26 protein-coding genes are annotated in these 23,779 nt (G+C 41.6%); 4 read left to right on the top strand and 22 right to left on the bottom strand.

From position 1 onward, the window contains the following. The first annotated feature begins 12 nt into the window (after positions 1–12). Positions 13–897, top strand: a complete 885-nt coding sequence (locus C0J08_RS10600) for an AEC family transporter (protein WP_212656097.1) — start codon at positions 13–15, stop codon at positions 895–897. 69 nt (positions 898–966) lie between these two features. On the opposite strand, the gene queF is transcribed toward C0J08_RS10600, so the two are convergent. The 3 genes from queF to C0J08_RS10585 are packed head-to-tail and all read right to left on the bottom strand — an operon-like array spanning position 967 to position 3,486. Next, positions 967–1,782: an NADPH-dependent 7-cyano-7-deazaguanine reductase QueF gene (gene queF / locus C0J08_RS10595; protein ID WP_212656096.1), complete on the bottom strand. Its 816-nt coding sequence runs from the start codon at positions 1,780–1,782 to the stop codon at positions 967–969. Between the two features lie 11 nt (positions 1,783–1,793). Continuing rightward, a complete protein-coding gene (locus C0J08_RS10590) occupies positions 1,794–2,567 on the bottom strand; it encodes an ABC transporter permease (protein ID WP_212656095.1) in 774 nt (257 codons plus the stop codon). A 4-nt stretch (positions 2,568–2,571) separates the two neighbouring features. Then, positions 2,572–3,486, bottom strand: a complete 915-nt coding sequence (locus tag C0J08_RS10585; protein ID WP_212656094.1) for an ABC transporter ATP-binding protein — start codon at positions 3,484–3,486, stop codon at positions 2,572–2,574. Positions 3,487–3,545: 59 nt separating this feature from the next. Here C0J08_RS10585 and C0J08_RS10580 point away from each other — a divergent pair, with 59 nt between their 5' ends. Beyond that, a complete protein-coding gene (locus tag C0J08_RS10580) occupies positions 3,546–3,953 on the top strand; it encodes a PA2817 family protein (RefSeq protein WP_212656093.1) in 408 nt (135 codons plus the stop codon). A gap of 41 nt (positions 3,954–3,994) precedes the next feature. On the opposite strand, the gene fabF is transcribed toward C0J08_RS10580, so the two are convergent. The 7 genes from fabF to C0J08_RS10545 all read right to left on the bottom strand — a co-directional run bounded on the left by fabF (position 3,995) and on the right by C0J08_RS10545 (position 9,121). Next, entirely contained in the window at positions 3,995–5,239 is a 1,245-nt protein-coding gene (fabF, locus tag C0J08_RS10575; RefSeq protein WP_212656092.1) for a beta-ketoacyl-ACP synthase II, read from the bottom strand. A gap of 104 nt (positions 5,240–5,343) precedes the next feature. Beyond that, positions 5,344–5,577 carry an acyl carrier protein gene (gene acpP / locus C0J08_RS10570; protein WP_012069834.1) on the bottom strand — a complete coding sequence of 78 codons (234 nt, stop codon included), beginning with the start codon at positions 5,575–5,577 and terminating at the stop codon, positions 5,344–5,346. Positions 5,578–5,709: 132 nt separating this feature from the next. Continuing rightward, on the bottom strand, positions 5,710–6,444 hold the full coding sequence (fabG, locus tag C0J08_RS10565; RefSeq protein WP_212656091.1) for a 3-oxoacyl-ACP reductase FabG: 735 nt from the start codon (positions 6,442–6,444) through the stop codon (positions 5,710–5,712). A gap of 57 nt (positions 6,445–6,501) precedes the next feature. Beyond that, complete coding sequence (gene fabD, locus C0J08_RS10560; protein ID WP_212656090.1) at positions 6,502–7,425, bottom strand: ACP S-malonyltransferase; 924 nt, start codon at positions 7,423–7,425, stop codon at positions 6,502–6,504. Beyond that, complete coding sequence (locus tag C0J08_RS10555; RefSeq protein ID WP_212656089.1) at positions 7,422–8,369, bottom strand: fatty acid synthesis protein; 948 nt, start codon at positions 8,367–8,369, stop codon at positions 7,422–7,424. The genes fabD and C0J08_RS10555 overlap by 4 nt, the downstream gene beginning before the upstream one ends. Before the next feature lie 11 nt (positions 8,370–8,380). Beyond that, entirely contained in the window at positions 8,381–8,560 is a 180-nt protein-coding gene (gene rpmF, locus C0J08_RS10550; protein ID WP_212656088.1) for a 50S ribosomal protein L32, read from the bottom strand. A gap of 18 nt (positions 8,561–8,578) precedes the next feature. Then, complete coding sequence (locus C0J08_RS10545; protein WP_249344618.1) at positions 8,579–9,121, bottom strand: YceD family protein; 543 nt, start codon at positions 9,119–9,121, stop codon at positions 8,579–8,581. Between the two features lie 113 nt (positions 9,122–9,234). On the opposite strand from C0J08_RS10545, the gene C0J08_RS10540 reads away from it, so the two are divergent. Continuing rightward, a complete protein-coding gene (locus C0J08_RS10540) occupies positions 9,235–9,837 on the top strand; it encodes a Maf family protein (RefSeq protein WP_349304786.1) in 603 nt (200 codons plus the stop codon). Between the two features lie 5 nt (positions 9,838–9,842). On the opposite strand, the gene C0J08_RS10535 is transcribed toward C0J08_RS10540, so the two are convergent. From C0J08_RS10535 to dinG, 9 genes are all read right to left on the bottom strand, one after another. Continuing rightward, a complete protein-coding gene (locus C0J08_RS10535) occupies positions 9,843–10,766 on the bottom strand; it encodes a patatin-like phospholipase family protein (RefSeq protein ID WP_212656087.1) in 924 nt (307 codons plus the stop codon). Positions 10,767–10,778: 12 nt separating this feature from the next. After that, a complete protein-coding gene (locus tag C0J08_RS10530; protein ID WP_212656086.1) occupies positions 10,779–11,573 on the bottom strand; it encodes a DUF4892 domain-containing protein in 795 nt (264 codons plus the stop codon). Positions 11,574–11,611: 38 nt separating this feature from the next. After that, complete coding sequence (locus C0J08_RS10525) at positions 11,612–12,475, bottom strand: alpha/beta fold hydrolase (RefSeq protein ID WP_212656085.1); 864 nt, start codon at positions 12,473–12,475, stop codon at positions 11,612–11,614. A gap of 41 nt (positions 12,476–12,516) precedes the next feature. Further along, the gene (gene sixA, locus C0J08_RS10520; RefSeq protein ID WP_212656084.1) at positions 12,517–12,996 is read right to left on the bottom strand and encodes a phosphohistidine phosphatase SixA; all 480 of its coding nucleotides are present in this window, start codon (positions 12,994–12,996) and stop codon (positions 12,517–12,519) included. Then, the gene (locus tag C0J08_RS10515) at positions 12,983–13,267 is read right to left on the bottom strand and encodes a DUF4389 domain-containing protein (RefSeq protein ID WP_212656083.1); all 285 of its coding nucleotides are present in this window, start codon (positions 13,265–13,267) and stop codon (positions 12,983–12,985) included. Before C0J08_RS10515 ends, sixA begins: the two co-directional genes overlap by 14 nt. After that, on the bottom strand, positions 13,260–14,288 hold the full coding sequence (locus tag C0J08_RS10510; protein ID WP_212656082.1) for an NAD(P)H-dependent glycerol-3-phosphate dehydrogenase: 1,029 nt from the start codon (positions 14,286–14,288) through the stop codon (positions 13,260–13,262). Before C0J08_RS10510 ends, C0J08_RS10515 begins: the two co-directional genes overlap by 8 nt. A gap of 40 nt (positions 14,289–14,328) precedes the next feature. Then, positions 14,329–15,750, bottom strand: coding sequence for a protein adenylyltransferase SelO (locus C0J08_RS10505; RefSeq protein WP_212656081.1), 1,422 nt, complete (start codon positions 15,748–15,750; stop codon positions 14,329–14,331). Between the two features lie 26 nt (positions 15,751–15,776). Next, a complete protein-coding gene (locus tag C0J08_RS10500) occupies positions 15,777–17,111 on the bottom strand; it encodes a DEAD/DEAH box helicase (protein WP_212656080.1) in 1,335 nt (444 codons plus the stop codon). Between the two features lie 265 nt (positions 17,112–17,376). After that, on the bottom strand, positions 17,377–19,500 hold the full coding sequence (dinG, locus tag C0J08_RS10495; protein ID WP_212656079.1) for an ATP-dependent DNA helicase DinG: 2,124 nt from the start codon (positions 19,498–19,500) through the stop codon (positions 17,377–17,379). A 69-nt stretch (positions 19,501–19,569) separates the two neighbouring features. Here dinG and lexA point away from each other — a divergent pair, with 69 nt between their 5' ends. After that, the gene (gene lexA / locus C0J08_RS10490) at positions 19,570–20,193 is read left to right on the top strand and encodes a transcriptional repressor LexA (protein ID WP_212656078.1); all 624 of its coding nucleotides are present in this window, start codon (positions 19,570–19,572) and stop codon (positions 20,191–20,193) included. A gap of 96 nt (positions 20,194–20,289) precedes the next feature. On the opposite strand, the gene C0J08_RS10485 is transcribed toward lexA, so the two are convergent. From C0J08_RS10485 to topA, 3 genes are read right to left on the bottom strand one after another with little or no spacing between them, the layout of a single operon-like run. Beyond that, complete coding sequence (locus C0J08_RS10485; protein WP_212656077.1) at positions 20,290–20,550, bottom strand: hypothetical protein; 261 nt, start codon at positions 20,548–20,550, stop codon at positions 20,290–20,292. A 2-nt stretch (positions 20,551–20,552) separates the two neighbouring features. After that, positions 20,553–21,020 carry a DUF6586 family protein gene (locus tag C0J08_RS10480; protein WP_212656076.1) on the bottom strand — a complete coding sequence of 156 codons (468 nt, stop codon included), beginning with the start codon at positions 21,018–21,020 and terminating at the stop codon, positions 20,553–20,555. Further along, positions 21,017–23,647, bottom strand: a complete 2,631-nt coding sequence (gene topA, locus C0J08_RS10475; RefSeq protein ID WP_212656075.1) for a type I DNA topoisomerase — start codon at positions 23,645–23,647, stop codon at positions 21,017–21,019. The genes C0J08_RS10480 and topA overlap by 4 nt, the downstream gene beginning before the upstream one ends. Between the last annotated feature and the right edge of the window lie 132 nt (positions 23,648–23,779).

The raw sequence follows: 23,779 nt of genomic DNA, 5'->3' as shown, positions 1-23,779 counted from the left end.
CTAAGGACTTTTATGCTATCGGCCTTAGCCAACTCACTAATCCCTATTTTATTAATTATTGCTCTTGGCTTTTTTCTTGGTAAAAAAACACGTTATTTGGAAAATCCCTCATTAGGTGCTTTGGTTTCAAATATAGGATTGCCAGCATTAATGCTGCATTCCATATTATCGATACAAATGCAGGCTTCTAGCATGCTCAGCATCATCATTGCGACGATCCTGATCTTAACTTTAGTTTCAGTCATTTCGTTTATTTTTCTAAAGACTTTAAATTTGCCTACTCGTTATTACTTACCACCTCTAGTAAACCCAAATACGGGCAATCTTGGCCTTCCTGTCGCCTACGCACTATTTGGTGAAGAAGGTATGGCTATAGCGGTCGTAATTTCATCTGTTGTCCAAATTAGCCATTTTACTTTAGGCGTTGGTTTTATGTCTGGATCCTATCAACCTAAGCAATTGTTAAAAAACGGCACTGTCATTTATCTTCTAGTTGGAGGACTTTTTTTAAGCTTAGGGATCAATTTACCTACCCCCATTATGGGCACCTTAAATATGCTTAGCCATATCACTCTGCCAATAATGCTCTTACTTCTTGGCAAGTCTATTAGTAGCTTGTCAGTTAAAGAAAACAGTAAGATAGGTCGTGCCACGTTACTCTCATTATTCCGGCCTTTTGTCGGCGCAATAAGTGCATGTGCTGTTGTCTCTATTTTCCCTCTTAATCAATTGGAAGCATCTGTACTGATAGTCCTTAATGCCATGCCCGTAGCCGTTATTAGCTATATGCTTGCCAATAAATATCAAGGACCGATTGATGAAATTGCACTGATGATTCTTATTTCTTTACCTATGTCTTTCTGTGTCGTTAGCCTGCTATGGTGGCTCTACATTTAGGCAAGAAAATAAAAAAACCGCATAATGAAAATCATGCGGTTTTATAACCCCCAATAACGAAGAGTTACTTTACTGGCGTGTTAATCGATCATTACCTAACACCAATGGTGCCGTTGACCGATAAGGGTTGATATCTAACCCTCCGCGTCTAACATAACGCGCATAGACAGTTAAACTTTCTGGCTTACACTGACGCATAATATCAATGAAAATTCGCTCAACGCATTGCTCATGAAAATCCGTATGCTCACGGAAAGAAACGACATACTTTAACAAACTCTCATGGTTGATTTTCGGCCCTTTATAGTCAATAAAAACCGAGCCCCAATCAGGTTGATTGGTCACAGGGCAGTTCGATTTTAAAAGGTGGCTCACTAACCTTTCCTCAACGATCCCTGCTGATAAATCTGTGTCTAACAAATTTGCATTAGGATGATATTCGGTTATATCTACATCTACCTCATCGATACAATAATCTGGTGTCAAAACGACCAATGAAGCCATCGAGTCAACATCACGGATAATAACCGTAACCTTAGCTCCTGCAGCACTAGACAGATCACGTTCCAATATGGACTGCACTTCTTCCATTGATTCATAGCGCATTTGATTTAATGAATTCAAATATAATTTAAATGATTTAGATTCGATAATATTTGGCGAATCGCAAGGTAAACGAAATTCAGCCAAAGCTACAATCGGCTTTCCTTTCTTATTTAACCATGACAATTCATAGGCATTCCAAACATCCTCACCATAAAATGGTAGACGCTCAGATTCAATTGCCATTTCAGTCCATTTATCAACTCTTGCAATGGGGTAAAGCAACCCTGCATCGTACTCAGAAACATATTCTGTTTGCTGACCTAAGGGTAAAAAGCCCATATATCACAACCTTAATTTCTAATACCTTTGCCCTGATTGAGCAAACGTAGACCAATACTAAATAGCACTACAATAAATGCAGACACAATGACGAGTGCCCAATAAACATTTATGTCAGAAACACCCAAAACCCCATAACGGAACGCATTCACCATATAAAGAACAGGATTTAATAACGACACAGATTGCCAGAAATCTGGCAGCAGATCGATGGAGTAGAACACCCCACCTAAATAGGTAAGCGGCGTTAAAATAAATGTTGGAACAATAGAAACATCATCGAAACTTCGGGCAAAAATTGCGTTAACAAAACCACCAAGTGAGAACATTACCGCGGTCAAACACACAACTAAGATCGTTAGGAATAAATTCTCTAGCGCTAAGTGAGTAAAAAATAATGATAGAACCGTCACTATTAAGCCAACACACAAACCACGAGCAACACCGCCAAGTGTATAGCCAAGCAAAATCACCCAATTTGGTGTTGGAGAAACCAGTAGCTCTTGGATACTATGCTGAAATTTCGCAGAAAAAAACGACGATGAAACATTTGAGTAAGAGTTAGTAATAACAGACATCATAATCAACCCCGGTACGATATACTGCATATAACTAAAACCACCCATTTCACCTATTCGACTACCAATCAAATTGCCGAAAATAGCAAAATACAAGCTCATTGTAATAGCTGGTGGTAACAATGTTTGTGGCCAAATACGAGTAAAGCGACGAATTTCTCTTACTAAAATCGTATAAAAAGCGATCCAAATTTCCGAATTTTTCATCTATCTAGCCTTTAATTAATTTAACGAAGAGTTCTTCGAGTCGATTAGACTTGTTACGCATACTGACTACATTGACAGATACGTCATCAAGCGCTTTAAAAATGGCATTGATAGACTGCCCTTTTATTACTTCCACTTCGATCGTACTTGCATCATTGCTAATCGATATATTGAATTCAGGCAAACTCCAATTATCCGGTAAGTTAGTATCTAGATCTAAAATAAAAGTTTCTTGGTTGAGTGTCTTTAACAAAGCCTTAACACTCGTATTTTCAACTATCTCACCAGCATTGATAATGGCAATGTTTCGGCACAATTGCTCTGCTTCTTCAAGATAATGAGTTGTTAAGATAATAGTTGTGCCCTGCTCATTTAATTTCTTAATGAACTCCCACATAGAGCGACGAAGCTCAATATCAACCCCAGCTGTGGGCTCATCTAAAATAAGCACTTCTGGTTCATGAATCAAAGCTCTTGCGATCATTAAACGCCGCTTCATACCTCCAGATAACATACGAGACTGATCATTCCGTTTATCCCATAGGTCAAGTTGCTTTAAATACTTTTCAGCACGTTCTTCAGCAACAGCGCGACTAATCCCATAAAAACCTGCTTGTGTGACCACTACGTTAAACACGGTCTCAAAAACATTGAAATTGAATTCCTGAGGAACAACGCCTAGATATTTCTTGGCTCTAGCAAAATCTTGATCTATATCCGTACCAAAAATAGACACCTTGCCCGAAGTTTTATTTACTAACGAACACAAAATACCAATGGTGGTAGACTTGCCCGCTCCATTTGGGCCGAGTAACGCAAAGAAATCTCCTTTTTCAACTTTTAAATCGATAGATTTTAGTGCTTCAAAGCCACTATCATAGCGCTTTTTAAGGTCACTAATTTCGATTGCATATGTCATAATTGAAGCTCTTACGGCAATTGCCGATTAAATAGTTACTTACATGAATAGGGTTTTACGTGGAATCACGCACACAATACATACTTGATGCTTTTGCCGATTTACGCCTGCGCATCTCAGAGCACGCACCGTTTAATCAACCAGATCTAGCGGAAGAAGAAATAGACTTCTTGGAAAAGTGGGATGATCTGACAAAAAAGATCCAGAGCAATACCCATGACTACACTTTCGATGCACAAAAAGTATTATCACGTTTCATTCGTTGCTACGCAAATCTGGTCCCTCTTATAAAGAGAGAATTATTATGGTTCGTGGGTGGCGAATGCCTGCACTTTCTAGGTGACGAGGAAATTGCTCTGTATCAGCAGCTAGAAGATCATTTATATGAACTAGACAACCAAAACAAAAGCTATGATATATCAAAAGAAATTAGTGCATTACGAGGCACACCAACTCAAATCCATTAATAAACAAACTCAGGTGGGCAGATAAACCGTCCACCTAGTCATCATGACGACACTTTCTTAAACACTAAAGTGCCATTCGTTCCACCAAAACCAAACGAATTATTTAAAACAACATCGATCTTACGTTTTTGCGGTGTTCCTGGAACATAATTTAGATCACAACCTTCACCAGGCTCATCCAAATTAATGGTTGGTGGTGCGACTTGGTCACGAATAGCTAAAATCGAAAATATAGACTCGACTGCCCCCGAAGCACCAAGCAAATGCCCAATCATAGATTTAGTTGAACTAATAGCCACATCCGATGCGTCTTCCCCCATTAAAGATTTAACAGCTTGGGTTTCTGCAAGGTCACCTGCAGGTGTAGAGGTACCATGGGCGTTAATATAATCAACATCTTGTGGTGTTAAATTAGCATCACTCAAAGCTGCCCGCATTGCTGACTCTGCACCTTCCCCTCCTTCTGGAGGAGCGGTCATATGATGAGCATCGTCACTCATACCAAAACCAATCAATTCACCATAAATATTTGCACCACGAGCAACCGCATGCTCATATTCTTCTAAAACTAAAATACCTGCGCCATCTCCCATTACAAAACCATCTCGGTCTTTATCCCATGGACGACTTGCTGTTTTGTGATCATCATTACGTGTCGATAATGCTCTTGCTGCACCGAAGCCACCAATACCTAATGGTGTAATGGCCATTTCAGCACCGCCAGCAATCATCACATCAGCGTCGCCATAGGAAATCATTCTCCCAGCCATACCAATATTATGAGTACCTGTAGTACAAGCAGTCACAATAGAAATATTGGGGCCCTTAAAGCCAAAGCGAATGGCAACATGACCAGAAATCATATTTATAATCGCGCCAGGAACAAAAAATGGAGAAATACGCTTTGGACCAGATTCATTCAATAGTTCGAGATTTTTTTCAATCATTGGCAAACCGCCGATGCCAGAACCGATAGCACAACCAACACGATTTAAATTTGCTGTTTCAGCATTTAAATTGGCATCTTCTAATGCTTGCACAGTGGCTGCAATACCATATTGAATGAAAAGATCCATTTTGCGGGCTTCTTTAACACTCATATATTGAGTGGCATCAAAATCAGTTACCTGAGCCGCAAAACGAGTGGAAAATTGGCTAGGATCAAAAGAGGTGATCTCCGATACACCGCTTTTACCTTCCAATATATTATCCCACGTATCTTTCACATTATTGCCAAGGGGTGTCACCATTCCCATTCCTGTGACTACAACCCGACGACGAGACATAAGATTTCTCCAACAATTTACCTTCGTTCTTGAAGGCCTATTAATAAGAAAAGCCGCTGTAACAAATACAAGCGGCTTTTCGGGAAACTCAGTTCACCAATATCTTACAAGTTAGCGTTGATGTAGTCGTTCGCTGCTTGTACGGTAGTGATTTTTTCAGCTTCTTCGTCAGGGATTTCAGTATCAAATTCCTCTTCAAGAGCCATAACAAGCTCTACAGTATCTAGGGAATCTGCACCTAGGTCATCAACGAAAGATGCTGAAGCAACAACATCTTCTTCTTTAACGCCTAGTTGTTCACAAACGATTTTCTTAACGCGTTCTTCAATGCTACTCATTAGAAGTTCCTACTCTACTCATTAACAGCTCAGTGTGAGCATATTATAAAAATTCGACCACCCGTAAGGCGTGATTCTCAACATGAACCGGAGACGTATTTTCGTTGAATTAAATATAAAATTCAACTCAAATTACGACATATACATACCGCCATTGACGTGTATTGTTTCTCCAGTGATGTAAGAAGCGCCATTTGACGCCAAAAATGCGACTGCTGCCGCAATTTCTTCTGGTTGACCAAGACGTGATGAAGGCACTTTTTCGACCAATTTAGCCTTATGCTCTTCAGGTAACACCTTAGTCATATCTGTTTCAATAAATCCTGGAGCGACACAATTGACAGTGACACCACGGGACGCAATCTCTGCTGCTAAAGAACGGCTAAAGCCCTCTAAGCCAGATTTAGCTGCTGAATAATTTGCTTGCCCACCATTACCCATCGAAGCAACAACAGAGCTGATACTAATTACACGACCAAATTTTGCTTTAGTCATACCGCGTAAGCAAGCTTTTGTCACACGAAAAACAGATGTTAAGTTGGTATTAATCACTTGATCCCAGTCATCTTCCTTCATTCGCATCATCAAGTTATCGCGTGTTATGCCAGCGTTGTTTACAAGAACCGTTGGCGCACCAAATTCAGTCGTAATCTCTTTAACAACGGTATCAACTGACTCACTTGATGACACATCAAGCACCCAGCCTTTACCATTAGCACCCAAATACTCAGAAATACTTTGTGCTCCAGATTCGCTAGTCGCTGTGCCAATAACCGTAGCCCCCTGCTCAACTAGAGCTAGAGCAATCGCTTTACCAATACCGCGAGTTGCTCCAGTTACTAGAGCAATTTTTCCTTCAAGACTCATGCTGTCTCCTACAATCTATTTCGAATCGTATATTCTCTTACAAATAATATAATTCAATTACGCAGACAAAGCCGCTTCAAATCCAGCCAAATCACCTAGAGAAGAAGTCTCCAAGCCCTTAACTATACGTTTATTTAGACCACTTAAAACTTTACCTGGACCACACTCAACAGTAGAAGTTACACCCAATTCGGAAAGTAACACAACAGATTGCGTCCATAAAACTGGCTCGCTTAACTGAGAAACCAGATTTTCTTTAATCACTGAAGGGTCTGAAACAGCCTGCGCACTTACATTTTGCACTAAAGTACAAGAAGGAGCGCTAAATGCAATTGTCTCAAGCTTTTCAGCTAACTTAGTACCCGCAGGAATCATAAGTTCACAATGCGATGGAACACTCACAGGTAGAGGTAAGGCACGCTTAGCACCCGCTTCTTTGGCATTGACCATTGCCGCTTCTACAGCAGCAACATTGCCTGCAATAACTACCTGACCTGGGGAGTTGAAGTTAACCGCACTTACTATTCCTGAAACAGCTTCACAAGCCGCTATCACCTTATCATCATCAAGACCAATAATAGCCGCCATTGCGCCTTCGCCAGCAGGAACCGCTTGCTGCATATACTCACCGCGCAACTTTACTAGCTCAACAGCATCAGTAAACTCAATAACACCAGCACACACTAAAGCCGAATACTCACCAAGACTGTGTCCAGCCACATAATCAGGCTTAGCACCACCTTGTTGCTCCCACAAACGCCACAAAGCGACACTTGCCGTCAAAAGTGCTGGCTGAGTTTTATCTGTTTGACTAAGTTTCTCAGCATCATTTTGCACAAGATCCCATAAGTCATAACCCAAAACGCTCGACGCTTCAGCAAAAGTTTGCTCAATTATTTCATGTTTCTCCGCTAAATCTGCCAACATTCCCAATTGCTGAGAACCCTGCCCAGGAAAAACAAAAGCTGATGTAGTGCTCATTTTATTTCCTCATTACAAAGACGCGTTTTGATAGCAGAACACAAATCTGCTCGCGCAATATCAATTCCATACTCAATCGCACCAACCATAGCAGGCAAATCCGAACGACCATGACCTTTTACCAAATTGCCACAAACACCCACCAAACATGCACCATGTCTATGTTCAGTTTGGTAAAAAGTCTCAACCAAAGAAGATGCACCCTCCACTCCTTTAAAGCGCCCCATCAGAAAAGAAAAGAGCCCCTCTGAGGCTTTTAATACAGCATTCCCCACCATACCGTCACACACAATAACGTTCTTATTACCCTCAAATAACTCTGTGCCTTCTGCATAACCTAAATAATGTGGCCACACCTTAGCAGACAAAAGTCGATTCGTTTCTCGAATAACAACACTACCTTTAGAACTCTCGACACCCACATTCAACAAACCAACTCGCGCCACTTCATTACTCAAAGCTTCAACGTACGCAGCACCTAATTCTGCAAACCCTACCAACATGGATGGAGGACAGTGAACATTGGCACCTAGATCGACTAAACACTTTAGAGGTTTTGAATATAGTTCCCTCATTAATGCAGGGTAAAGTTTCGGACGCAACACGCCTAGAATATGTCTAGCTAATGCTACCATAGCTCCAGTATTACCCAAGGTAACCGTTACATCTGAAGTTTGCTGGGACAGAGCGCTCAATGATTGATAAAGGGTAGAATTTTGACGTCGAAACAAAGAAAGGACAATCTCTTCATCTCCACCGATAACATCAGAACATTCAACTAACAACAAACGTTCATGTGATTCAGGAATTTCCAAATCACTACTGGGGAAGTAGTAGATTGTGATGGTGACGTCTTTATGGCAGGCCAGCACCTGCTGCGCACCTTCGAAAGCAATGCGGGGACCTAAGTCCCCGCCCATAGCGTCTAAAGCTACCCTAATCATGGGTATCTTAGTTACTCACCTTTAGGGGTGACAACTTGACGGCCACGGTAAAAACCGTCTGCAGAAACGTGGTGACGACGGTGAAGTTCACCAGTTGTCTTTTCTACAGATAGAGTTGGACCAGTCAAAGCATCGTGTGAACGGCGCTGGCCGCGACGTGAACGAGTTACTTTACTTTTTTGTACTGCCATTTTTTGGAGCTCCTAACTTTACTTGGCCTTTAATTGGGCCAATATACTAAATGGATTCGGTTTTTCGTCATCCGGTGCGTCATCGGTAGACGAGGCATACTTTACAGCTGTTGGGTTGCAACCACTTTCTTCGTGATAAGCGACAATAGGCAGAGCAAGTATAATTTCTTGCTCAACCATATCTGCCAAAATTACTTCACCATCGGTCATGACAACAGGATCGTAATTGTCCGGTAGATTCTTAGCATGATCTTCGTCGTAAACAAAGGCCAAGGACAAATCTAACGCTAAATCATGTGAAACAGCCCCCATACAACGCTGACAAACAACCTGTACTTGGGCAGTTAATGATCCAGTGGCAATGTAGCGCCTATCCTCATCAACTCTAAAGTCTAGATGAATAAAAGCATTACCCTCATCAGAGGCTAATATAGCACAAAGCTCCTTAAACTGGTTAAGAGGCAGGCACCCATCTAACGCCGACTCATGGCTAGCGTATTTACGAGGGTCAAAATATTTAGGTAATGTATCATTCAACATGGCGGGGAATAATATTGCCAAGGGCCCTTATTGTCAAAGTCTAAGTGCTCTTAAAGCATATTTTTTCGCTCTTTTAGTCTATTCCCACAAAAAAACAGTAAAATATCATCACTCACATACATGACGATCAAGAAATGATGCAAAAAAAACTTATTCTAGGCTCTTCATCCCCCTACCGAAAAGAGTTACTTAAACGCTTAAAAATACCGTTTGAGTGCCAATCCCCTGACATAGATGAAACACCACTCCCAAAGGAATCTCCTCAAGACTTAGTGAAAAGACTTACCATTACCAAAGCCAATGCCGTTCATGCTGAGCGACAACAATGTAATCAAGCAGATGGAATAATTATCACATCTGACCAAGTCGCCGTTTTGGGCGATGACATTTTGGGTAAACCAAATACAGAAGACAATGCAATAAGGCAACTAAGCCGCTTCAGCGGCCAAAAAGTCAGTTTTTTAACAGGCCTTTGCACTTTTAATCAAGAAAACCAAATCCATCAGTATTCATTAAGTTCATACCATGTATATTTTAGACACCTGACACAGAAAGAGATTTTGAACTATATTACAATCGAGCAGCCTTTAGATTGTGCCGGGAGCTTTAAATGCGAGGGGTTAGGTGTTTGCTTATTTGAAAAGATGGAAGGAGAGGACCCGAATAGCCTCATAGGCTTACCTCTTATTTCTCTATGTAAACAACTGAAAAGTCTAGGGATAAACCCTATCGGTTAGACTACCTAATACCCCTTAGGAAAGGAATAATAACTTGAGGCTGGCGACTCTAAACCATCGATGGCCTTTAATCCCACATCATAACCAAATTCAATTAATTCCTTAGCACGCCAGAACTCATAAAATCCGGAAACATCTTTAGGAATGGAAATAAGCAGATCGGGCGGATAACCAGCTAACTTATATTGAGTTAAAGATTCCTGCATGGTTTCAAACATCATATTGATTGTTTGCAAACGCCCCCAGCTTTCAGGAGAGTACTTAGTCTTACTCTCCACATCTTCTTCTTTTCCCTTACCAAAAAAACCTTTGGTACTTAGCCACCAAGCAGGCACATTTTTTGATTCGTCAGTTATATCCTCAAGCACTCTCTCAGCAGGACCGTTCAAATCAACGGCCACTATGTAATCTGCACCAGCCGGTACCGAAGGAATAATAGGTAAAGGATTCAGCACACCACCATCAACATACATTCTGCTGTTGAGATTAACGGGTGAAACTAGTGAAGGAATAGCCGAAGAAGCCCTCATTGCACTAATTAAATCCCCTCGTTGAAACCAGAACTCTTTCTGATTCAACAAATCAACCGCGACGGAAGTGTAAGCAATAGGCAAAGATTCAATAGTAGGCTCACCTATCATCCCTTGAACCTTCTCAAAAAAACGATCCCCTTTGATGTATCCGCCATTTAATATAGACATATCTAGCAGTCGAATCACACTCATGCGGTCCAATGATTCCGCCCATTCTTGGTATTCGGACAATTTTCCCGCCGCAAAAACGCCACCAACTATTGCCCCAATAGAACAACCAGAAATACTAATAATCTCATAATCGCGTTCCTCAAGAGCTCGAATCACACCAATATGCGCATGCCCACGTGCCGCACCACTCCCCAAAACAAGAGCAACTGTTTTTTTTGCTTTCACCACTACTTCCGCCTATGGACGAACATATACAAATGAAACTTGATTCACACCGAGCGACTCTCGCCCGAAATCGGCCAAATTAATAAATCTAACTTTAGTTTTAAGCTGATCACCAAGCCCTGCTAACGCCGAAGCAATAAGCAGGTCTCCAGACTCAATTGCGCTTAACGCCCCCTCTCTTTGACTTGTCACAAAGCCAACTACGTTTTGTCCCGGCGGTAAATTTCTGACAAAACGACGAATTCTCGGAATATCTTCAACATCCATCTGAGCCACAATCTCGAAGCCATCGCCATTCTCTTCTTCCGTCTTAACCTTATCAAGACGAACCATCACATCCCCGGCACCACGACGATTCAAATATAAAATTTGATAAACTCCTTGCTTGCTTTTAACCACCAGCAAAAATTGGCTCTGATCTGAACCATAAAGAAGATAGTCACCAAAAAAGTTATTTGCCCAAGCATTACTACTACCACAACTTCTACTTGCACATTCAAATACGATACTGCGGCCATCTAATAACATTTGAGAACGATAATGCTGATAAACGTCTGGCAGCAAAGCATTACGGTTAATTTTATAAAGAGAGGAAAAATAGTCTCCTTTTAAACGAATTACCGATTCAGGCTCCCAGCCACTTCCCGCGCGACGAATTTTGCTTAAAGGGACTTCAACCATTATCTCAGCCTCAGAATGACTTTTGATCAGCTGAGCATCTCGATAAGGCTCAATAGCAGCCAATGCAGAAAAAGAACTACAAGCTAAAATCGACACCACAAACACAAAACCACGGAAATTAGCCATAAACACTTCCCTACCCCAAGTCATTAGGGATTATCGTTCTAGTTTAAATCAATAAATCGCTGGATTTCGCCTGCAACTGCTAAGCAAGTTTTTGGTTCAAGATGAAAGTGATGATTTCCTTCCAACCACTTCAACTTAATCCAGGGAAATTGTGCTGCTCGCTGGTCAACAAATTGAGGGTTATTGTGATAGATACCATCCTTCGCCAGCAACGCCAGTGTGGGACATTTAATTTCCTTTATAAAGGCTTCTACACTCGCTTCATCCATACGAAATGGCGAAGGAAGTGTCAGTTTTCTATCATGACGCCATACCCAAACACCCTCTTTATTTTGACTCGCTCCTCGCTCAACTAATAGCCTTGAAGCTGGGTTGGAAAGTGTCGTGAAGCCATCCATTCTAGCCAGCACCATCTCTTCTTTTGTTGAATAACTCGTATCCCCACCAGGACGAAGTTTAGCCATTTTACTAACGGCACGTTGCAGAGTAAGCACACGACTTTCTGGACTACCGGATAAAGGCCCAATATTATCGAGTACAATCAATCCACGAACTTTTTCTGGAGCAATAGCCGCTACCAGCATTGCGACAGCTCCCCCCATACTATGACCAATTAACCACACGCTTTGCTTGGACTGGTTTAAAATAGACACCACATCCAAAACATAGTCCCATAAATGATAAAAACTGCCTGCTGGTCGGTGCATTGACAAACCATGCCCAGCTAAATCTAGTGCAACATGGGTATACTCATGCAAGTGCGGTGATAAATTAATAAAGCTAGCAGCATTATCTAACCAGCCATGCAATGAAAGAACCTTTAAAGCACAGTTATTTTTTGGTAGCCACTGTAAGCCAGCCAGCTCTGTATGGGCTAGCTTATAAACAATTTCATTTCCCATAGCGAATATTGTTACCAATAAATTAAATGAAAACTAAAAGATTATGAAGGAGAGATATGCCAACGAAACTGACAACATGCTCCATCAAAAAAATCACCTTCAACCGAAGCCAAGGTAGCGGTTGTCATAGCGAAACTTACAGGGAGTGGTTCATCTACTAAAAAATCGATCAGCTGATGAGCAAAAGGCTGATGAGTAACAAGTAAAATCGACTGATAAGGCTGCATTTCCAGCCAACTCGACACATCTGACGCCCGACCTGCTGGCGTAATAAGTAAGCTATCCATTGCCTTGACCGAAATATCAAGCTCTGCCAAAAAAATTTTCGCAGTTTGTTGAGCTCGAATATAAGGACTAACAAAAACCGCATCGAACATTTCCTCTTTAGCAAGAAATGAACGAGCAGCCACCTTAACCTCAGCGGCCCCAAGCTCAGTTAACTCTCGGAGCTCATCATGGTCATAACCATATGGTTGAGCATTACCGTGCCGTAACACATAAAGACGCTTAGGCTTCTTCATCCGAATTCACCTGAGGCCATGGCTGAAATGGAAAAGGTTTTTCCTCTGTCTTATAGGACATAAATAAAAAAATCTGACCAATAAAAGATGCCACACTTTTCAGCCAAGAAGATAAAGTAACTGGCTCATGTTTTGAACCTAATTTCACTAAACTTACCAGCACCAGCAAAACACCAAATATCGTTATCGTAATATTCAACACCACCCAATATAGCAGCATAAAAATCACTCGAAACCAAAATCCTTGATCAGCATAACCTGGCTTAGACATTCTTACTCTCCTCATTTGTCGCAAATTCGACATCCCATTTTTGCTCGCCTGTCATCATGGAACCTATCAAAGATTCCAGTTTAGCGTTTTCGAACAACAATTTAGACAAACCTTCTGCAAGTGGCATATACAAACCATTTTTATGGGCTTCATCCACAACCATTTTAAGAGTATTCACCCCTTCTGCAACCTCTCCAATCCCCCCTACCGCTTCAGTTAAATTCTGACCGGAACCGATAGCAAATCCTACTCGATAATTTCGACTTAAGGGTGAAGTACAAGTTGCGATTAAATCTCCCATACCTGCTAAACCAAGAAAAGTCATCGGGTTAGCTCCAAAATGCACGGCAAATCGGCTCATTTCAGCAAGACTTCTTGTCATAATCATCGACATGGTGTTTTCGCCAACATTCAGCGCTTTAGCTAGCCCACATACAATCGCATAAATATTCTTTAATGCACCAGCCAATTCCACACCCGTACTATCAGTATTTTCATATACTCGAAAAGTCGGCGATTTTAGCAACTCAATGACACGTTGACGCACATTATCGTCTGCACTGGCAATGACAGAACCAGTCATTTGCCCTGCAGCTATCTCTTTCGCTAAGTTTGGACCACTTAACACACCGATTTTTTGTGTTATGGGGTTTCGACGCAAAACATCACTCATAAGTTCAAAGCGATTTGGATTAAAACCTTTCGTCGTGCTGATTAAAATTTTATCGGCTGTTAATAATGGTTCAATGCGCTGAACAACCTGCTCGAACGATTTGGAGGGAATAGACACAAACACAGTATCGCTGTCACGAATTGCCTGTTCTAAATTACTGGTCGCCAACAACTCACGGTGCAAAGGTGCGTTCGGTAAATATCGACTATTCAACCCCGTTAAATTAATCTCTTCGACCTGTTCTTCATTGCGCATCCACTGGCTAACTTGGTGACCATTTTTAGCCATAATATTTGCTAAGGCCGTACCAAAACTACCACCACCCAACACACATACAGAATGCTTCATACTGACTATTTCTCTTTTAAAAATTATTGTCTTTAAAATACTAAGAAGAGCAACTAACTTCTAACGATTTAGCCCATTCTGGCGATCTTTGTGCTAGTTCGTTTGACTCTACATGTTCATCAAATGGATGGTTTAAAACATTCAACAAACGTCGAAACGGCAAATAATCACCTTGCTCTGCGGCCAAAATCACATCATGCGCTAAATAATTTCTTAATATAAATTTAGGATTAACGGCCAACATAGCGTCACTGACCTGAGACCAAGATAAGTTGTGCTTATTACGTGCCACTTCATAATTTTCAAGCCATACAGACAAGCGCTCACGATCAACCACCTCATCAAGCAAAAGATTAAAATCCCCTTGCTGATAATGACTTAATAAACGAAAGAATACCGTGTAATCCATTTTTTCCGCTTCCAGAATCGTAAATAGTTGTGGTAACAACACCTGCAGATCTTGCTCATCGTGCAAGCCTATTTTATTCATCATAAGCGAGTCATAGTGAGACTGCAGCTCCAGTTCATAGCGCTGCAAAATAGCAATCAACCGATCCCTTTCTAGATGCTTGGAAAAGCATCTCATCAAACAATTTAAATTCCATAAGCCAACACCCGGCTGTCGAGAAAACGCATAACGACCTTCATAATCAGAGTGATTGCATACCCAATTCGGCTGATACTCTTCCATAAAGCCGTATGGACCATAATCAATACTCTCTCCAGTAAAAGAAAAATTATCCGTATTCATAACACCATGCTGAAAACCAACGGCTTGCCATTGAGCAATCATTCGAGCGGTACGCTTTACCACCTCAATTAACATACTTTCTATAGGTGAATCTGTGTCTAAACAATCTGGATAATAATGCTCAAGGCAATAATCAATGAGCTGGTCCAACTCAGCATGCTTGCCCTGATAAAAAAAGTATTCAAAATGACCAAAACGAATATGCCCTTGCGCCACTCTAAGCAACATAGCTCCTGGTTCTGGTGTTTCTCGATACACGGCCTCACGGCTATCATATAACGCCAAAGCACGTGAAGAAGGGATAGACAAAGCCGCCATTGCTTCACTGGCCAAATATTCACGTATACATGAACGCAAAACAGCACGACCATCACCACGGCGAGAATAAGGCGTCGGTCCAGCTCCTTTCATATGCAAGTCATACAAAAGCCCGTCTTGACCACGAACCTCACCTAAAAGAATCCCCCTGCCATCGCCCAATTGAGGCGAGAAACCACCAAATTGATGGCCCGCATAAACCATACTTAGACTGGAAGAAAGAGGCTCTTCACCACTTAAGATACGCTTGGTATCATTAGATTTAATATCAATAGACAGAAAGGCAGCAAGAGACTGATTAAACTCAACCAGCCGCTGCTCAAGAAGTGGTTGGATAAGGCCCTTCGAATAAAAGGCCTCACCCAAGTTTGCAAAATGGTGCTCTAAATACATATTATCTCACTTAAAAAGTAAGCGTTTTATAGAGAGCTATCAACCATGTATTCACAGCGAATACTCTCACCTACGACCCTTTCAATTTCAGGAATCATGAAAGCATCATCTTCACTTGCAAAACTTACCGATTTTCCAGTTTCGCCACCGCGACCAGTTCGACCAATGCGGTGCACGTAATCCTCAGGATCTTCTGGTAGTGAATAATTAACAACTAACTCGACGTTATCTACGTGGATACCTCGACCAGCAACATCCGTTGCCACGAGTACTTGGATAGCGCCATCTTTAAAGTTCTTTAATGTTTTTACGCGCTTATCTTGGGCGACTTCACCTGATAAAATCGCACAATTGATATTAGCTTTACGTAAACGTTCGTACAAATCACGAGTTTCATCACGACGATTTGCAAAAATAATAGTACGCTGACCACCATTCTTTTCAATCAATTGCTGCAATACTGGCCACTTTTGATCCGCTTCAACAGTATAGATAACCTGATCGATATTTTGATTCGTCGCTTCCTTTGGAACAACCGACACTTCTTTCGGGAAATAAGTCCATTGCTGAGCCAATGCTTGAATATCTTTTGGAAAGGTCGCACTAAACAACATTGTTTGCCTTGTTTCTTTATGCGGAGTCATGCGAATAATACTTTTCACATCAGGAATAAAGCCCATAGACAACATACGGTCAGCTTCATCCAATACTAAACACTCTACTTTGCCCAGCTGCACTTTACGACTACGAGCAAAATCTAACAGTCGTCCTGGAGTAGCAACCAAAATATCAACATTTTCAGTTGCTAGGGCGATCTTTTGCTTTTCGTAACTTAAACCTCCAACTAAGGTCACTACGTTCAAATGACAATTTGATGTTAGTTTGACTGCTTCATCGGCGATTTGTATTGCCAACTCACGCGTCGGTGCAATAATTAAACCTCGGGCAAAATTATTGGCTCGCTTTTCTTCCAAAGGGTAATCAAGAAAATCACTGATCATGGCTATCAAAAAAGCCGCTGTTTTCCCTGTCCCTGTTTGAGCCTGACCAATTATATCGTAACCCAACAAAGTCGTTGGTAACGTTTCGGCCTGGATCTCACTGCAATATTCAAAGCCCATTTCGGCAATAGACTTAATAACTCGGTCAGGAAGGTTCAAATCATGGAAGCGCATCTTGCCTTCAACTTCAGCAACCGGAAAGTCTTCTATAGACCAAACCTTAGCGTTTGTATTCTCAGTGGCCTTAGCTTCAGGACGTGATTGAGCATCATCATTATTTTTTGGACGCTTATTAGGGCGACGAGTACGCTTAGGTTTTGTAGTGATTTCTGCTGGAGCTTCTTGAGTTTGTTTTTCCATATTGGAATCTATACGCTTCTATTGTGATTTGAGGTTAATAATCTGAGCAAGGAGTGTACCTAATTGGTAAAGCTTTATCACCCCTTGCTTCCGCTTTGTTAAGCCTAGGAAGGATACGAATAAGTTCTCTTTCTTGAGGGCGAATAAAAATTCGTTATTGAAAGAGAGTGCAGGCTTTTGGGTTATGCCCTACTATTTTTTCAGAATAACGTTTTATTTAACCACTTCTCTGAAAGATTGAGGATTAATAAACCTACCTCCCTGACTACTGATACTTATAAGGAGGTAAACTATTAATCAATTGAGATCCATAACGCTTTGTTTTTAAACGTTTATCTAAAATATGTATTTCACCAGAATCTTTTTCGCTTCTCAATAACCGCCCAGTTGCTTGCACCAAACGCAACGAAGCATCTGGAATAGTAATTTCCATGAATGGATTGCCACCACGTTTCTGAATCCATTCAGCCAGCGTCGCTTCAACCGGATCATCCGGTACAGCAAATGGAATTTTAGCGATATACACACAAGTTAAATAATTGCCAGGTAAATCCACGCCTTCAGCAAAGCTTGCTAAGCCAAGCAATAAGCTTCCTTTTCCATCATCAATACGAGACTTGTGTGAGTCCAAAATAACACGCTTAGACTGCTCACCTTGCATCAAAAGTATTTCCTGCAATCCTGCTGAAACGGACTGGGCCACCTCTTCCATCTGTCGACGAGAAGAGAATAACACCAAGCTTCCTTTCTCCGTATTCACATGCTCATCTAAATAGGCAACAATTTCAGCAGTGTGCTGATCAACCCGATTGGGTTCATGCTCCATATCCGGTACGACCAACAGACCATTTTCTTGAAAATTAAAGGGACTCATAACTCGTAAATATTCGCTTTCCCTAGGCACCCCTGATCGCATATTAAAACGGTGGAATTGATTCAGCGCTGTCAATGTCGCGGAAGTCACCACCGCACCAAAACACTTATCCCACAACTGCTGCCTTAAAGTATTCGCAGCTAGGATAGGAGATCCTCCAAGTTCAATGTCTTGTTCCATTCCTTGACCAGACAAAATCAACCAGCGTGCATTAGGCGGATAATTTTGGTCATCGACAGTTGAATACAAACGCCACAAACCAATACAAACCTCTAAACGTCCAAGAATCACCCCAAGTATTGGCTGCCAGGTTTCAGCGGTCTCCGCGGTCACTCCCATTCCTTCGTTTTGCTTGGTCTTTTTACATTCTTCTTGAATACTTTCAATACTGTTAAATAGTTTTTGATACGTTGTTTGTAGACTGTAAGCAAGCTGACGCAATTCATCTGGAATAAGCCCGAACTCAAACCTATGCTGATTATTCTCTTGATCCAGTCCTAAACCTTGGATGTAAGGCGCCAAACCCTGCTGCGCATACTGGATAAAGTTGACAATATTCTGTATTTGCTGAGGAATCTTAAGTAATAACTGCCCAGTTACACTTACGGCATCAGTAAGTTCCTGCTTTAAATTCACCAAATTTTTTTCTAATTGACGCAACCAAGTAATACTTTGCTGTAAACGAACTTCATGACGAAAATGCCCTATTGCCTTATCTGGAAGGTGATGCCCCTCATCAAAAACATAAATTGTTTCTTTAGGCGGTGTAAGTATTGCCCCTCCACCCAAAGACAAATCAGCCAACACCAAATCATGGTTAGCAACAATCACATCCGCTACTTCGATTTCAGCACGGGCTTTAAAGAATGGGCAAGCTGAATAGTTTGCACAATTACGGTTAGTACATTGCTGATGATCTGTGGTTAAACGACGCCAATCTTGATCACGAACCACCCCGGACCAATTATCTTTATCGCCATCCCACTCCCCTTTTGACAGAGCAACATCCATTTCTTGATATAAAACGGTATTAACATCATCAGAATGCAAGTGTTGTTCAAACAGACCGGCAAACATATCGTCCATAGCTTGCTCTTCAGAACTCAAAAAACTCTCAAGATTGTTCAAACACAAATAACGCCCTCGCCCCTTCGCGAGCGTATATTTAAAGCTCAACTCAGTATGCTCGAGCAGATCCGGCAATTCTTTGTGTAAAATTTGCTCTTGTAGCGCCACCGTAGCGGTTGAAATGATTAATTTGAGGCCACGTGCTTTAGCGATAGGAATTGCTGCAAGACAATAAGACAAGGTTTTTCCTGTCCCCGTACCGGCTTCAATAACAGCAACATGTTTTTCTTCAAGTCGCTCACCTTCCGAGCCTTGTTTAATATTACCTAAAGTACGAGCAATCGCACCAATCATTTGGCGCTGTCCAGCCCTTGGTTTATGGGACTTCGCATCCAAAGAGGCTCGATATGCAAGTTGAATTTGTGTTTTTAGTTCGTCTGAAAGCATTTATATCATTGAGTATAGTTAGGAATGCTGTATATAATAACAGTAACTGTATAAACAACCAGATACCCTATGATTAAATTAACCAAAAGACAATCTGACGTTCTAGAAACCATTCGCGATTTTATTAGTGAAACTGGTTTTCCACCCACTCGAGCAGAAATTGCACGCAGGCTTGGATTTAAATCTCCCAATGCAGCAGAAGAGCACCTTAAAGCCCTTTGTAAAAAAGGCGCTATAGAGATGCTATCTGGCGCCTCTCGTGGCATTCGCCTTATTGATATGGCCTCTAATGATGAATCAAAAGACGACCTAGGTTTACCCGTTATTGGCAAAGTTGCAGCAGGGTACCCTATTTTAGCCCAAGAAAACATTCATTCTCATGTCGGCATACCTGCCAGTATGTTTTCCCCCCATGCTGACTACTTCTTGTCTGTCTCGGGAACCAGCATGAAAGATATTGGCATAATGGAAGGCGATTTACTCGCCGTTCATAAAACCACCACGGTACGGAATGGCCAAATTGTGGTTGCACGAATAGGCGATGAAGTCACAGTGAAACGATTCGAGCAAAAAGGCAGCATCGTCCGTCTAATCCCTGAAAATGAAGAATTTGATGACATTATTGTCAATTTAGAAAGTGAAGACTTTGCCATCGAAGGTTTATCAGTAGGGGTAATTAGACAAGGTATTTGATTAGATTAACCCTTATCAAATATTGTAAAAATTAAAGGCGAAGCATGAGCTTCGCCTTTAATTTAACTTCCTTATACACCTTTCGATCTCACACCCTTAATGTAAAATTTTAGGACGGTAGTCATCAAGATACTCTGATTCGTCTTCAAGAAAGGCTTCATCTGAATATACATAATCAATACCCGCATGAAACATACATTTCGCCATTTCAAAATAACGATCTTTTAAATAAGACCGAGTGTCATCGGAAATTTTAAGCGTTGCCAATGGCACTGTTTCCTCACCATCTTCACTGGCCGGACGCAGCACGATATCGCCGTTATCAAGCTCAACAATTTCTAGGTAGGATTCTTTCATATTCAATACTCTGATGACTCTTCTCTAAAACGTAATACTAATTCGACTAGCTTGGTCAAATAGAAACTCACTGACGCCCCAGCGTCATCTCCACGACCGATTAAATCATCGGCTTGAACCATAGACATTGAAGCGCGACACTCATACTGAACCAAATAAGCCTGGTTCAATAGAAAGCACCAAGAATCCTGCCGAGAAAGCAAATCATCTAACTCACCTAACACTGGCACAGCCATTTGCTTTTTTTCAGATTCAGCCAATAACTTAGCCACTTCCAGAGAGCCAGATAAAGAATAGGCAGCGGAGACTTCTTTCAATAGCCCATTCAACGCACTTCTTAATTGGAAAATAGCCGAACTTTCAAGGCCAACCTTCAGCCATGCTTCATTACAATCCTGACTTTGCTGTATAAAGCGTCTTGCCGTATCCAACTTTTGATTGGTTAGGCTAGCTAAACTGGCACTGGTCATTTCTTTTTACCTTCCTCAATCACCCATTTAGAACCAACATAAAAGGCTTTCCAGCCAGTTGGCTTACCTTCTTCGTTTTCCGTCATAACATATTGCTCTTTTGTTTTACGGCTATAACGAATAATCGTTGGGCGACCTTCGGAATCCTTTACTGGAGCATTCGCAAAGAAGTGATACTTAGAATCTATCTGATCCATATAAGGCAATAATTCTTTGACAAGAGGCGCTCTAGTTTCTCGTTTGCGTGGAAACTGACTCGCCGCTAGGAACAGCCCTGTTGCGCCATCACGAAGAACATAATGATCTTCTACTTTTTGACAAGCTAGATCGGGCATAGGCACAGGGTCCATCTTTGGTGGAGCCGCCTCTCCATTCTTCAGCAACTTACGAGTATTTTTACATTCCTCATTCGTGCAACCAAAGTACTTACCAAAACGCCCTGTTTTTAATTGCATTTCTGAACCACACTTATCACATTCAAGCGTTGGCCCATCGTAACCTTTTATTTTAAAAGTCCCATGTTCGACTTCAAAGCCAGAACAAGATGGATTGTTACCACATACGTGAAGCTTGCGATGCTCATCCATTAAATAACTATCCATGGCTGAACCACAAATTTTACAGCGATGTTTATTAATCAGCGCTTTAGATTCACCTTCTTCATCGTCTACAGCGACAGCTTCATCGCCTCGAACAAGGTTAATCGTTGCTTTACAGCGCTCTTTTGGCGGTAACGCATAGCCCGAACAGGATAAAAAGACCCCCGTACTGGCTGTACGAATCTGCATAGGTCGAGAACAAGTTGGGCATTCAACATCCGTAGGTGTCGGCTCATTCGGCATCATACCGCCATCTGGCGCTTCAGCCTTAGCAAGTACCGAACTAAAATCTTTATAAAAAGCATTCAGCGTTTTAATCCAATCTTTGTGACCTTCAGCAATATCATCCAACTGCTCTTCCATTTGCGCAGTAAAACTAAAGTTCATTAACGAATTAAAACTATCAACCAAACGTTCAGTAACGATATCACCCATTTTTTCAGCATAAAACCGGCGATTTTCAACACGCACATAACCACGATCTTGGATGGTAGAAATGATAGACGCATAAGTAGAAGGACGACCAATTCCACGTTTTTCAAGCTCTTTAACCAAGCTAGCTTCACTAAAACGAGCTATGGGTTTTGTAAAATGTTGCTCAGGAAGTAACTCTTGGAGTGTTAAGTACTCCCCTTTACCCACATCGGGCAACGTATTGTCTTCGCCTTTTTTTGCCACTGTTTGCATGGCCCGAGTGTAACCATCAAAGCGTAAAATTCGACCTTTCGCTTTAAACTCATACTCGCCAGAGGTAACCGTAATCGTGGTAGATGTATACTCAGCAGGTGTCATTTGACATGCCATGAACTGACTACGAATTAAGTCGTACAAACGATGAGCATCTTTTTCCATACCCTGTAAGTCATCTACTCGCACGTTAACATCAGAAGGTCGAATCGCTTCGTGTGCCTCTTGAGCACCTTCCTTACTGCTGTAACGTATCGGTTCTGCTGGCAAGTATGCCTCACCGAAATTCGACAAAATATAGTCTCGTAAGGAATCAACCGCCTCAGCACTTAAATTTGTCGAGTCAGTACGCATGTAGGTGATATAACCACCCTCATACAAGCGCTGAGCCAACATCATGGTTTTCTTAACGCCGTAACCCAAACGCGTACTGGCGGCTTGTTGTAAGGTAGAAGTAATAAAAGGTGCAGATGGTTTACTGCTAGTCGGTTTATCTTCACGACTACTAACTAGATATTTCGCACCTTTTAAGCGATCAACATGCTCATCGGATTGCGATTTATTAACAGGGCGATATTCTTTATCTTGGTATTTTGCGGCTTCAAACTTGATTACGTCTTTTGAAGGCGTTTCAAGCATGGCATCCAATTCCCAGAACTCATCAGGAACAAATGCACGAATTTCTTTTTCTCGCTCAACGATAAGACGCACAGCAACGGATTGGACGCGACCTGCGGACAAACCACGAGCAACCTTAGCCCAAAGCAATGGGGATACCATAAAACCTACAACACGATCCAAGAATCGGCGGGCCTGCTGAGCATTTACACGATCCATATCTAATTCAGAAGGGGTTTCAAATGCGGCTTTAATGGCTTTTTTAGTAATTTCGTTAAACACCACACGCTTATAACGACTATCATCTCCACCTATTGCTTCACGCAAATGCCAAGCAATAGCCTCCCCTTCTCTATCCAAATCGGTCGCGAGATAGATGGTGTCAGCGTTTTTAGCCAAACGTTTTAATTCATCAACAACCTTCTCTTTGCCGGGTAAAATCTCATAATGGGCTTGCCAGTTACTCTCAGGATCAACCCCCATTCTTGAAATCAACTGCTGACGAGATTTTTTACTTTTATACTCAAGCTTTTCTTCTGGACTCATTTTTCGAGTCAAAGCCGCCTGCTTAGCTCGCTCTTGAGGCGTAGAAGTCGAAGTCGTACCTGTAGGTAAGTCTCGAATGTGTCCCACACTCGATTTAACAATAAAGTCATTACCCAAGTATTTGTTGATGGTCTTCGCCTTAGCAGGCGATTCCACGATAACCAGTGATTTTCCCATTGAACTGTGTAAGCCTTTTATAAAAGTAGGTCTGCAAATCCACGTTGCACGAAGTTTAATCTCTAGGGGCGCTGATATTAAGCAAACACCTTTTATATGACAAGTGATCCCTGTATTGTTTCACATATTAAA

It is taken from the genome of Marinomonas sp. CT5 (genome assembly GCF_018336975.1).
In the GTDB taxonomy this organism is placed as follows: Bacteria; Pseudomonadota; Gammaproteobacteria; order Pseudomonadales; family Marinomonadaceae; genus Marinomonas.
The sequence above is the reverse complement of the archived record's forward strand: the minus strand, read 5'-3'. Positions and strand labels throughout refer to the sequence as shown.

What these genes read in the sequence shown, in the direction of transcription:
- C0J08_RS10600 (WP_212656097.1), top strand. Translation starts at nt 13, where the DNA reads ATGCTATCGGCCTTAGCCAACTCACTAATCCCTATTTTATTAATTATT.
- queF (WP_212656096.1), bottom strand. Translation starts at nt 1,782, where the DNA reads ATGGGCTTTTTACCCTTAGGTCAGCAAACAGAATATGTTTCTGAGTAC.
- C0J08_RS10590 (WP_212656095.1), bottom strand. Translation starts at nt 2,567, where the DNA reads ATGAAAAATTCGGAAATTTGGATCGCTTTTTATACGATTTTAGTAAGA.
- C0J08_RS10585 (WP_212656094.1), bottom strand. Translation starts at nt 3,486, where the DNA reads ATGACATATGCAATCGAAATTAGTGACCTTAAAAAGCGCTATGATAGT.
- fabF (WP_212656092.1), bottom strand. Translation starts at nt 5,239, where the DNA reads ATGTCTCGTCGTCGGGTTGTAGTCACAGGAATGGGAATGGTGACACCC.
- acpP (WP_012069834.1), bottom strand. Translation starts at nt 5,577, where the DNA reads ATGAGTAGCATTGAAGAACGCGTTAAGAAAATCGTTTGTGAACAACTA.
- fabG (WP_212656091.1), bottom strand. Translation starts at nt 6,444, where the DNA reads ATGAGTCTTGAAGGAAAAATTGCTCTAGTAACTGGAGCAACTCGCGGT.
- fabD (WP_212656090.1), bottom strand. Translation starts at nt 7,425, where the DNA reads ATGAGCACTACATCAGCTTTTGTTTTTCCTGGGCAGGGTTCTCAGCAA.
- C0J08_RS10555 (WP_212656089.1), bottom strand. Translation starts at nt 8,369, where the DNA reads ATGATTAGGGTAGCTTTAGACGCTATGGGCGGGGACTTAGGTCCCCGC.
- rpmF (WP_212656088.1), bottom strand. Translation starts at nt 8,560, where the DNA reads ATGGCAGTACAAAAAAGTAAAGTAACTCGTTCACGTCGCGGCCAGCGC.
- C0J08_RS10540 (WP_349304786.1), top strand. Translation starts at nt 9,235, where the DNA reads ATGATGCAAAAAAAACTTATTCTAGGCTCTTCATCCCCCTACCGAAAA.
- C0J08_RS10530 (WP_212656086.1), bottom strand. Translation starts at nt 11,573, where the DNA reads ATGGCTAATTTCCGTGGTTTTGTGTTTGTGGTGTCGATTTTAGCTTGT.
- C0J08_RS10525 (WP_212656085.1), bottom strand. Translation starts at nt 12,475, where the DNA reads ATGGGAAATGAAATTGTTTATAAGCTAGCCCATACAGAGCTGGCTGGC.
- sixA (WP_212656084.1), bottom strand. Translation starts at nt 12,996, where the DNA reads ATGAAGAAGCCTAAGCGTCTTTATGTGTTACGGCACGGTAATGCTCAA.
- C0J08_RS10515 (WP_212656083.1), bottom strand. Translation starts at nt 13,267, where the DNA reads ATGTCTAAGCCAGGTTATGCTGATCAAGGATTTTGGTTTCGAGTGATT.
- C0J08_RS10510 (WP_212656082.1), bottom strand. Translation starts at nt 14,288, where the DNA reads ATGAAGCATTCTGTATGTGTGTTGGGTGGTGGTAGTTTTGGTACGGCC.
- C0J08_RS10505 (WP_212656081.1), bottom strand. Translation starts at nt 15,750, where the DNA reads ATGTATTTAGAGCACCATTTTGCAAACTTGGGTGAGGCCTTTTATTCG.
- C0J08_RS10500 (WP_212656080.1), bottom strand. Translation starts at nt 17,111, where the DNA reads ATGGAAAAACAAACTCAAGAAGCTCCAGCAGAAATCACTACAAAACCT.
- dinG (WP_212656079.1), bottom strand. Translation starts at nt 19,500, where the DNA reads ATGCTTTCAGACGAACTAAAAACACAAATTCAACTTGCATATCGAGCC.
- lexA (WP_212656078.1), top strand. Translation starts at nt 19,570, where the DNA reads ATGATTAAATTAACCAAAAGACAATCTGACGTTCTAGAAACCATTCGC.
- C0J08_RS10485 (WP_212656077.1), bottom strand. Translation starts at nt 20,550, where the DNA reads ATGAAAGAATCCTACCTAGAAATTGTTGAGCTTGATAACGGCGATATC.
- C0J08_RS10480 (WP_212656076.1), bottom strand. Translation starts at nt 21,020, where the DNA reads ATGACCAGTGCCAGTTTAGCTAGCCTAACCAATCAAAAGTTGGATACG.
- topA (WP_212656075.1), bottom strand. Translation starts at nt 23,647, where the DNA reads ATGGGAAAATCACTGGTTATCGTGGAATCGCCTGCTAAGGCGAAGACC.